Below are 8,606 nucleotides of genomic sequence, written 5' to 3'. Positions count from 1 at the left end.
TTCTTAGCATCCGGATCGTTGGCAGGAAGCACAAAGGCACGTCGTCCCTATAAAACGAATGCAGACCGGAAAAATTAGCGAATGAGAACAAGTATCAGAAGGGAGTTTGAAGGGCGGGAACGCAATGACTGTAGGAGCTGCCGAAGGCCGCGATCTTTTGCTCTTGATCTTCGAAATTCAAGAGCAAAAGATCGCAGCCTTCGGCAGCTCCTTGGGGAGGGTTCGGGGTCAGGCGATGGCCATCGCGTGCCGCCGATGGTGCACATCCAGTTGATCCTTGATCACGCGCAACACCTTGGCTTCATGCTCATGGATGAAGAAATGCCCGCCCGCCAGCATGTCCACGGAAAAGCTGCCCTGGGTTTCCTTGCTCCAGCCGATCAACTGCTCGGTGGTGGCGCGGTCGGTGGTGCCGCCAAGCACGTGCACGGGACATTTAAGCAACGGACGCGGCAACGGTTCAAAACGTCCGCACAACAGAAAGTCGGCGCGCAGGACCGGCAACGTCAGGCTCATCAGCTCTTCGTTGGCCAGGATCTCTTCACTGGTGCCATTGAGCGTGCGCAACTGTTCGATCAGTTCGGCGTCGCTCCTGGGCTCGCTAAAGCCCCGGTCGTAATCACTGCGCATCGTTGGTGCGGCCGTGCCGGAGGCGAACAGGGCCACCGGTTCCGGACAGCCCAGTGCGCGCAATGCATGCGCCAGTTCACAGGCCAGCAATGCCCCCAGGCTGTGGCCGAACAAGGCATATGGCGCGCGCAAGGATGTTTGCAGCTCCGCTGCCAATTGGCGGGCCAACGCGCGTATATCGGTTTGCAGCGCTTCACCAAATCGTGCGCCGCGCCCCGGCAGTTCAACCGGTTGCAGCTTCAGCCACTCCGGCAGTTTGCGCCGCCAACGGCTATAAACCATGGCACTCGCCCCTGAATAGGGCAGGCACAGCAATGTCAGCTGGGTCACCGGGCGTCCCTCAAAAAAGTTGTCTATTCAAGAGAACGAATGAAGGTACGCGCTAATTAGTGCGCCGGTCGGCGTCGATCATTTCAGATGGCGATAGCTCTGAATCGCAGAACCGAGGACCACGGCGCCAGCGGCGATCGCGACCCAGAAACCACTGCGCGCGCCAAATGCATCCACCAGCCAACCCGAACTCGCCGCACCAATCGCCACGCCGATGCTCAACCCGGTGATCAGCCACGTCAGGCCTTCGGTCAGTTTGGCCGGGGTGACGATACGTTCCACCAACGCCATCGCCACAATCAGCGTCGGCGCAAAAAACAGCCCCGCGACGAACATCGCCAGGGCCAAGCCGAGAATGTTCGTCGCCAGTAACAGCGGCAAGGTGGTCACGGCGGTCATCACACCGCCATACAGGAACAATCGCGGCAACGGCGCTTTCGAGCGCAACGCGCCGAACGCCAACCCGGCCAGGCACGAACCGATGGCGTACACCGACAGCACGATACTCGCCGCCGCCGGCTGGCCCTGCTGTTCGGCGAACGCGACGCTGACCACGTCCACCACACCGACGATCACGCCCATGGCGGTCATCAACAGCATCAGCAGTTGGATTTCCCCGGAACGGATGATCGAGCGCTGATGGTGAACTTCGTGGGGATGCACGGGCGGTTCGGTGGCGCGCTGTAACACGAATGCCGGAACCCCAATGGCCAGCGCCAGCAGCGCCACCAAGGGACCGGCCTCGGGGAACGCCACCACACTCAACCCCACCGACAGCGGCGGTCCGACAATAAAGCAGACCTCGTCCAGCACCGATTCCAGGGCATAGGCGGTTTGCAATTGCGGCTGGCCACGGTAGAGCTCGGTCCAACGGGCCCGGACCATGGCCGACATGCTCGGCATGCACCCGGCCAGCGCGGCGAACACGAACAGCGTCCAGTTCGGCGCCTGCAAGCGGGTGCAAAGCAACAGCAGCAACAGCGAACCACCGCCCAGCAACGCCGACACCGGCAGGATCCGGCCCTGGCCGTAACGATCCACCAGACGCGAGACCTGCGGCGCACAAAACGCCGTGGCCAGGGCGAAGGTCGCCGCCACCGCGCCGGCCAGGCCGTAGCCGCCCTGCAACTGCGAAAGCATGGTGATCAGGCCGATGCCGGTCATGGAAATCGGCATGCGCGCGATCATCCCGGCCAGCACGAAGGCGCCGGCGCCAGGGGCTTTGAACAGTTCGCGGTAGGGATTTGCCATGGATTGCGGGCCTCGATTCGGGCCTGCAAGTTGCCATAAAGGTTGGTCGAGGGGAAAGCGGGGAATTGTTGGGGGAATGTGAAGGCGCCCGCTCATGAAGAGTTCTTCACAGTCATCCCGCAAATGAACTCTCGCCCTCCCAAACCAGTCAGCTACTTAGGCCCTCACCGCAAGGCGCTAACCTGCATGCAGATTTCCCTCGAGCAACAAGTCGCGCTGGTCACCGGCGCCAGTTCCGGCATCGGTGCCGGCGCTGCCAAGGCCCTGGCCGCCGCCGGTGCTGCGGTCGTGATCAACTACAACTCCCAGGCTGAACCCGCCGAAGCACTGGCGCGGCAGATCAATGACGGCGGCGGTCGCGCCATCGCCATTGGCGCCGATGTCTCCAAGGAAGAAGACGTCGAACGCCTGTTCGCACAGACCATTGAGGCCTTCGGCTTCCTCGACATTCTGGTGGCCAATTCCGGGATGCAAAAAGATGCGAAAGCCGTGGACATGAGCCTCGCCGACTGGAACCAGGTGATCGGCGTCAACCTCACCGGCCAGTTCCTCTGCGCCCGCGCCGCCCTGCGGATTTTCAACCAGCAAGGCATCCGCCAAGGCGTGTCCCGGGCCGCCGGCAAGATCATTCACATGAGCTCGGTGCACCAGCGCATTCCCTGGGCCGGGCATGTCAATTACGCCGCGTCCAAGGGCGGCGTCGACATGCTGATGCAGACCCTGGCCCAGGAAGTCAGCCAGCAGAAAATCCGCATCAACGGCATCGCGCCGGGGGCAATTCGCACGGCGATCAACCGCGCCGAAACCGAGGGCGACGCCGCGCAAAAGCTGCTTGAACTCATCCCTTACGGCCGCATCGGTGATGTCGACGATATCGCCAGCGCCGTGGTGTTTCTCGCCTCCGATGCCTCCGACTACATCGTCGGCACCACCCTGTTTATCGACGGCGGCATGAGCCTCTATCCGGAGTTCCGTGGCAATGGCTGATCATCATCCCGAACGACAAAGCGCCATCGACGCCCACGGCATCATTGGCGACATGCGCAGTGCAGCATTGGTCAACGACAAGGGCAGCGTGGATTTCTTCTGCTGGCCGGAGTTCGACAGCCCGTCGATCTTCTGCTCGTTGCTGGACACCCCCGAAGCGGGGATTTTCCAGTTGGCCCCGGACCTGCCCGACGCTCGCCGCGAGCAAATCTACCTGCCGGACACCAACGTACTGCAAAGCCGCTGGCTGAGCGAACGCGCGGTGGTCGAAGTCACCGACCTGCTGCCCATCGGCGACAGCGAAGACGACCTGCCGATGCTGATGCGCCGGGTGCGGGTGGTCAGCGGTACCGCGACGATGCGCATGCGATGCGCGGTACGGCATGACTACGCTCGGGCGAAAACTCGCGGGCACATGGATAAAAAGGATGTGCTGTTTGAAGCGGCAGATCAGCCGTCCCTGCGCCTGACGTCGGATCAGCCGTTGAGCCTCGACGGCAATGCCGCCATCGCCGAATTCACCCTCAAACAAGGTGAAAGCGCGGCGTTTCTGTTGGGCGCCAGCGACGACCCACGCTTCAAGGAAGGCGCCGCCGAACTGTGCATGGAACGCACCCTGAAGTTCTGGCGCGACTGGATCGGCCAGTCCAACTACCGCGGGCGCTGGCGGGAAATGGTCAACCGATCGGCCCTGGCCTTGAAGCTGCTGACTTCGCGCAAACACGGCGCCATTCTCGCCGCCGCGACCTTCGGCCTGCCGGAAACCCCGGGCGGCGAACGCAACTGGGATTACCGCTACACCTGGATCCGCGACGCCTCGTTCACCGTGTATGCCTTTATGCGCCTGGGTTTTGTCGATGAAGCCAACGCCTACATGAAATGGATGCGCCACCGGGTCAGCGACTGCCACGGCCAGTCGATGAAAATCAACATCCTCTACGCCATCGACGGCCGCCAGGAACTGCCGGAAACCGAACTCACGCACCTGAGTGGCCAAGGCGGCGCAACACCGGTGCGCATCGGCAACCAGGCTTACGACCAGATCCAGCTCGACATCTTCGGCGAGCTGATGGACGCGGTGTACCTGGTCAACAAATACGGTGAAGCGATTTCCCACGAAGGCTGGAAGCACGTCGTGGAAGTGGTCGATCAAGTCTGCGAAACCTGGCAGAGCAAAGACGTCGGCATCTGGGAAATGCGCGGCGAGCAGCATCACTTCCTGCACTCGCGCCTGATGTGCTGGGTGGCGCTGGACCGGGCGATCCGCCTGGCCTCCAAACGCTCCCTGCCCGCCCCCTTCGCCCGCTGGGACCAGACCCGACAGGCGATTTACGCCGACATCTGGGAGAACTTCTGGAACGAAGAACGCGGGCACTTCGTGCAGCACATCGGCGGCACCGCACTGGATGGTTCGATGCTGCTGATGCCACTGGTGCGCTTCGTCAGCGCCAAGGACCCGCGCTGGCTTTCGACCCTGGAAGCAATACAGAAAACCCTGGTGCGCGACGGCATGGTCTACCGCTACCGCAACGACGACAGCCAGATCGACGGCCTGCCCGGCACCGAAGGCGCCTTCGCCGCGTGTTCGTTCTGGTACGTCGAATGCCTCGCCCGGGCCGGTCAGGTTGAAAAGGCGCATCTGGAGTTTGAACAGTTGCTGCGTTATGCCAATCCGTTGGGGTTGTACGCTGAGGAATTCGACAGTCATGCGCGACATCTGGGGAATACACCGCAGGCGCTAACGCATCTGGCGTTAATCAGTGCGGCGAGTTTTCTCGATCGGAAATTGAGTGGGGAGAAGAATTACTGGCAGCCGTGAATGTCATCCATATCCGCCAGGTCTTGTCGGAAATATCACTTTTCCGACCCTATCCTGTAGGAGCAAGGCCCGCCCGCGATAAACAAAAAACGCAGTATATGAGGCTTAACACACTCCCCGTGGCGAGGGTATGTCGGTCGCCCCTACAATATTTAAACGACCATCCCAAATCCATAGCCTGCCCAGTCCGTCCTACCCCACAAATACCTTGTTGCCAGCTGTTACATCCACCCCTAACATCCACCGTCAACGGGTACAGCGGAGCTGTCCAACAAAACCCGAATTCAAGGAACCAGAATGACCCAGCGCATCCATCGCACCATCGACACTCCACTGCGTTCCGGGCTGAACCGGGATGAACTGTGGGAGGCCCACGACAAGGGCCTGATCAAATGCTGGGAAATCGGCCGCCAGCGCGCCACCCGATTCCCCGACGTCGCCCAACAGTGCCTCGCCGGCGAACTGCCAGTGCTGGGCTGGAAAGGTGGCGTGAGCCGCAGCCTGAAAAAACTCGAAAAGTACGGATCACTCAAATACCTGGCGCAATGGCAGGGTTTGCGCGGGGAGGATCTGGATATTGATTTAGCTGTGGAACGGGCGCTGACTTGTTCGCGGACGAAGATGGTGGTGACGTTTACGCCGGATCGGTCGAAGTACTTTAATCAGGTGGCGGAGACAGAAACCTGAGACCCCCGCACTTACTGTGGCGAGGGCGCGGCTCAAGCCCGGCTTCATCAGCTAATGTTCTCGGATGCTTACGCTCAGGAGCGCCCTCGTGACCAAGCCCCAAGCCATTCAGTACGTTGAAACCCCAAGCCTGAAAATCGCCTACGAACACCACGGCCCCACCACCGGCGAGCCGATCATCCTGCTCCACGGTTTCCCCTACTCGCCCCGCGGTTACGACGAAATCGCCCCGGCCCTCGCCGCACAAGGCTACCGCGTCATCGTCCCGTACCTGCGCGGCTATGGCCCGACCCGTTTCAACAACGCCGACACCCTGCGCTCCGGCCAGCAAGCCGCGCTTGCCCAGGATTTGCTGGACTTGATGGACGCCCTCGGCATCCCGCAAGCCGCGCTCTGCGGCTACGACTGGGGCGGTCGGGCGGCGTGCATTGTCGCGGCGTTGTGGCCGGAGCGGGTTCGCTGCCTGGTCACCGGCGATGGCTACAACTTGCAGAATATTCCCGGTTCCGTCCAACCTCTGGACCCCGAGACCGAGCATCGCCTGTGGTATCAGTACTACTTCCATACCCCGCGCGGCGTGGAAGGCTTGACCCAAAACCGTCGAGCCTTCTGCGAATGGCTCTGGCGGCTGTGGTCGCCGACCTGGGCCAGAAACGCCGAGCGTTATCCGTTAAGCGCGCCGGCCTTCGACAATCCGGATTTCGTCGAGGTGGTGATTCACTCGTACCGGCATCGCTTCATGTACGCCCCCGGCGATCCGGCGCTGGAGTGGATGGAAGAGGCGCTGGCCCAGCAACCGTCGATCAGCGTACCGACGATTTCCCTGTGCGGCGCCGACGATGGCGTGGGACCTGCGACGGAGGTCGACGAAGACGTCGAGCACTTCACCGGTCGCTACGAGCGCCGCGTGCTGGCGGGCGTCGGGCATAACATTCCCGAGGAAGCGCCCGAAGCGACGCTCAAGGCATTACTGGATCTACTGAAAGGCTGCCGCTGACACTGAAGCGCTCGCGATAGGCCTGGGGCGTCACGCCCATGGCCCGCAGGAAGCTGCGGCGCAACGTCTCTTCGCTGCCGAAGCCGCATTGCACCGCCACCCGTTTGATCGGTACGCCAGTGTCGCTGAGCAGCCGTCGCGCGGTTTCGACCCGAATCAGCTCGATGGCCCGGGCCGGGGTCTGGCCGGTGTCGGCGCGGTAGTGGCGGATAAAGCTGCGTTCGCTCATGCAGGCCTGCACGGCCAGGGTCGGGACGCCGAGTTCTTTGGTCAGATTTTCGCTGATCCAGGCATGAAGTTCGTCGAAGCGGTTACCTTCCTGTTGCAAGGACAGGGTCACGCTGAACTGCGACTGACCGCCCGGGCGCTTGAGAAAGACCACCAGTTGTCGGGCGACGTCCAGGGCCATGGCGCGGCCGAGGTCTTCTTCGACCATGGCCAGCGCCAGGTCGATGCCGGCGGTGACCCCGGCCGAGGTCCAGACCGGGCCGTCGTTGATAAAGATCGGGTTGGGTTCAACGTGCAGGCTCGGGTGCTTTTGCGCCAGCTCTTCGCAACGGGTCCAGTGGGTCACCACTCGCCGGCCGTCGAGCCAGCCACTGGCCGCCAGCAGAAACGCGCCGGTGCACACGGAAGAAATACGCCGACAACCCGTCGCGTGTTCACGGACCCACGTCACCAGCGCGTCATCCTCCGAAGCCGAGTACACGCCCCAGCCGCCCGCGATGATCAAGGTATCACTGTCGCCCGATGGCAGCGGTTCGGCCAACAGCGCCAACCCCGCCGACGACATCACCGCCCCGCCACCACTGGCAATCACCGACGGCGCATAGGGCGGCGGCAAACCCTGTTGACGGGCAATGTCGTTGGCCGAGGCGAACACCTGCAACGGCCCGGTGACGTCCAGCAGTTGCACGTTGGTAAACGCGAGCACATGAATGGCTTTGGGCATGATTGGCGTAATTCGTGGGGTTATTGGCGGATACGCCAGATCCTACGAGCCTACAGTGAAGCCGTCCATCCCAACCCGGAGAAAAACGCCATGACGTTGCAGATCGGTTTTCTGTTGTTTCCACAGGTTCAACAACTGGACCTGACCGGCGCTTATGACGTGCTGGCCTCGCTGCCGGACGTGAAGGTGCATTTGATCTGGAAGGATCTGGTGCCGGTCACCGCCAGTACCGGCCTGGTGCTGAAACCGACCACCACATTCGACGATTGCCCGGCGCTGGATGTGATTTGTATCCCCGGTGGCAGTGGTGTCGGGCCGTTGATGGAAGATGAAGTCACCCTGGCGTTCATCAAGGCTCAAGCGGTCAATGCCCGGTACGTGACCTCGGTGTGCACCGGCTCGCTGGTGCTCGGTGCCGCGGGTTTGCTGCAGGGCAAGCGCGCCACCACTCACTGGGCTTATCACGATTTGCTCGCGACCTTGGGCGCGATCCCGGTGAAGGATCGGGTGGTACGCGACGGCAACCTGCTGACCGGCGGCGGGATCACGGCGGGCATCGACTTTGCCCTGACCCTGGCCGCCGAGCTGTTCGATAAGGACACCGCGCAAGTAATACAGCTGCAACTGGAATACGCGCCAGCGCCACCGTTCCAGTCCGGCAGCCCGGAAACCGCGCCGCAGCGCATTGTCGAAGAGGCGCAACGGCGAGCGGCGCCCTCGTTCGTGCAACGCAAGCTGATCACCGAGCGGGCGGCGTCCAGGCTCGGTCTTTGATCCGTCCTGTACCGTAGGCGCAAAAGCGTGGTGTGACGGATGCTTTTCTACAGACGAAAAAAAACCCGCCGAAGCGGGTTTCTCAAGACCATTGCGACATCCTGTCGGCAGCCATCCTGGCTAATGGTCGATCATCCGTGATCCTGAGCACTTCCTGTGCTTCAGTTGATGGATCAAGA

General features: G+C 62.0%; 8 protein-coding genes. 5 read left to right on the top strand and 3 right to left on the bottom strand.

Features of this window, described 5'->3' with window-relative positions:
• Nucleotides 1-228: 228 nt before the first annotated feature.
• Nucleotides 229-960: a thioesterase II family protein gene (locus HKK52_RS30615; protein WP_169373837.1), complete on the bottom strand. Its 732-nt coding sequence runs from the start codon at nucleotides 958-960 to the stop codon at nucleotides 229-231.
• Nucleotides 961-1,038: 78 nt separating this feature from the next.
• Nucleotides 1,039-2,211 carry an MFS transporter gene (locus tag HKK52_RS30610; protein WP_169373836.1) on the bottom strand — a complete coding sequence of 391 codons (1,173 nt, stop codon included), beginning with the start codon at nucleotides 2,209-2,211 and terminating at the stop codon, nucleotides 1,039-1,041.
• A gap of 186 nt (nucleotides 2,212-2,397) precedes the next feature.
• Between HKK52_RS30610 and HKK52_RS30605 the strand changes: the two genes are divergently transcribed.
• The 4 genes from HKK52_RS30605 (at nucleotide 2,398) to HKK52_RS30590 (ending at nucleotide 6,701) form a co-directional block, all read left to right on the top strand.
• A complete protein-coding gene (locus tag HKK52_RS30605) occupies nucleotides 2,398-3,198 on the top strand; it encodes a glucose 1-dehydrogenase (protein WP_169373835.1) in 801 nt (266 codons plus the stop codon).
• Nucleotides 3,191-5,017: a glycoside hydrolase family 15 protein gene (locus HKK52_RS30600; protein WP_169373834.1), complete on the top strand. Its 1,827-nt coding sequence runs from the start codon at nucleotides 3,191-3,193 to the stop codon at nucleotides 5,015-5,017. The genes HKK52_RS30605 and HKK52_RS30600 overlap by 8 nt, the downstream gene beginning before the upstream one ends.
• A 297-nt stretch (nucleotides 5,018-5,314) precedes the next feature.
• Complete coding sequence (locus HKK52_RS30595) at nucleotides 5,315-5,704, top strand: hypothetical protein (RefSeq protein WP_169373833.1); 390 nt, start codon at nucleotides 5,315-5,317, stop codon at nucleotides 5,702-5,704.
• An 88-nt stretch (nucleotides 5,705-5,792) separates the two neighbouring features.
• The gene (locus HKK52_RS30590; protein WP_237150626.1) at nucleotides 5,793-6,701 is read left to right on the top strand and encodes an alpha/beta fold hydrolase; all 909 of its coding nucleotides are present in this window, start codon (nucleotides 5,793-5,795) and stop codon (nucleotides 6,699-6,701) included.
• Here HKK52_RS30590 and HKK52_RS30585 read toward each other — a convergent pair.
• Nucleotides 6,664-7,653, bottom strand: a complete 990-nt coding sequence (locus HKK52_RS30585) for a GlxA family transcriptional regulator (RefSeq protein ID WP_169373831.1) — start codon at nucleotides 7,651-7,653, stop codon at nucleotides 6,664-6,666. The two genes, HKK52_RS30590 and HKK52_RS30585, sit on opposite strands and share 38 nt — an antisense overlap.
• Before the next feature lie 90 nt (nucleotides 7,654-7,743).
• On the opposite strand from HKK52_RS30585, the gene inhA reads away from it, so the two are divergent.
• Nucleotides 7,744-8,427: an isonitrile hydratase gene (gene inhA / locus HKK52_RS30580; RefSeq protein ID WP_169373830.1), complete on the top strand. Its 684-nt coding sequence runs from the start codon at nucleotides 7,744-7,746 to the stop codon at nucleotides 8,425-8,427.
• Nucleotides 8,428-8,606: the final 179 nt, after the last annotated feature.

This window comes from Pseudomonas sp. ADAK2 (assembly GCF_012935755.1).
Taxonomy (GTDB): Bacteria; Pseudomonadota; Gammaproteobacteria; order Pseudomonadales; family Pseudomonadaceae; genus Aquipseudomonas.
Note: the sequence above shows the minus strand (reverse complement) of the source record. Positions and strands in the feature narration are given on the sequence as shown.

Excerpts from the sequence above, each read along its gene's own strand:
- HKK52_RS30610 (WP_169373836.1), bottom strand. The coding sequence starts at position 2,211 with ATGGCAAATCCCTACCGCGAACTGTTCAAAGCCCCTGGCGCCGGCGCC.
- HKK52_RS30605 (WP_169373835.1), top strand. The coding sequence starts at position 2,398 with ATGCAGATTTCCCTCGAGCAACAAGTCGCGCTGGTCACCGGCGCCAGT.
- HKK52_RS30600 (WP_169373834.1), top strand. The coding sequence starts at position 3,191 with ATGGCTGATCATCATCCCGAACGACAAAGCGCCATCGACGCCCACGGC.
- HKK52_RS30595 (WP_169373833.1), top strand. The coding sequence starts at position 5,315 with ATGACCCAGCGCATCCATCGCACCATCGACACTCCACTGCGTTCCGGG.
- HKK52_RS30585 (WP_169373831.1), bottom strand. The coding sequence starts at position 7,653 with ATGCCCAAAGCCATTCATGTGCTCGCGTTTACCAACGTGCAACTGCTG.
- inhA (WP_169373830.1), top strand. The coding sequence starts at position 7,744 with ATGACGTTGCAGATCGGTTTTCTGTTGTTTCCACAGGTTCAACAACTG.